The following is a 1042-nucleotide window of genomic DNA, read 5'->3' on the forward strand; positions in this document are numbered from 1 at the left end:
ATAGAAAAAAGAACGGAACTTTTGACTTACTTTAAAAAAGTAAGAAAAGATTAAAAGGAAAAACATGAAATTTTATAAACTAACTTTATACTCCCTAATAATCGCCTTGATTTTTTACATGCACGCATTCCCGCAAACCAACATGGATAAATTCTTCGCGGGCGATTTTTCCACCAACAAAATTTTATCGCGTGAGTTCGCAAAAGAACGACAGTTATTAAGCGTAAATTTAATCCCGAGCTACTCCGTAATTTTTCCAACTTTAGTTAAAAATCTTTTTAGAAATATCAAAACTTTTTCGGGCTTGGCTCAAATCGACATAAGCGAATATTCAAAATATTTCGACTATATCGACTTAAAAGGCGGCTTCTGGTATATCCCAAATATTTCCTATACGATTTTATTAAACCGCGTCATCGGAATCGAATTGGGAATCGGCGTTCAATCGGTTTCCTATTCCCTCTCCGTCCCTCAAAATAAAGTCGGCGATTTATTGGAAGCCTTCGACCCCGACAAAAAAGAATATGCGGGAGCGGTTGGCAGCGACACTTATTTTAAATCCTCTTTCGTTTATATTCCGATTCATTTGGGATTAAAAATTATTTCGGGCAAAACTCATAAAACCGTCAATACTTTCCGACTCGGACTCGAGACGGTAGTCTACAATATCGAAACATTAAACGGCGTCACGGGAGTCAAAACCGAGCGAAAAACCGTTTCCCCGACTTTTTACATTTCCTACGAATTGGGCTGGAATATAGATTTATTCCCAAATAAAAATTGGAGAGTTAAGCCTTACATTGATTTTTCTTTACTTGAAATTGGCTTTTATTTTAAGTCTTCGATGGAAGGCGTTTATAATAATGCAAAAGAAGGTGTGGGATTTTTCGGCAGCGGTTTGCTTGATATAAATTCCTATCTTCCCGCTTGGAATGATATTCCGAAATCGGACATTGTTAAATTTGTCACTTCTTTGAAAATCGCATTTTTCCCGCGTGTCGGAGTGACTATAAGATTTTAATTTTTAATTTTTGAATTTAAT

At 36.1% G+C, this 1042-nt stretch carries 1 protein-coding gene; it reads left to right on the plus strand.

The window, feature by feature from the left end; all coding sequences use genetic code 11:
* Positions 1 to 118 precede the first annotated feature (118 nt).
* Positions 119 to 1021 carry a hypothetical protein gene (locus ACR0QS_RS13355; protein ID WP_432633942.1) on the plus strand — a complete coding sequence of 301 codons (903 nt, stop codon included), beginning with the start codon at positions 119 to 121 and terminating at the stop codon, positions 1019 to 1021.
* Positions 1022 to 1042 lie beyond the last annotated feature (21 nt).

It is taken from the genome of Brachyspira sp. (genome assembly GCF_050873525.1).
GTDB lineage: Bacteria > Spirochaetota > Brachyspiria > Brachyspirales > Brachyspiraceae > Brachyspira.

Excerpts from the sequence above, each read along its gene's own strand:
- ACR0QS_RS13355 (WP_432633942.1), top strand. The coding sequence starts at position 119 with ATGCACGCATTCCCGCAAACCAACATGGATAAATTCTTCGCGGGCGAT.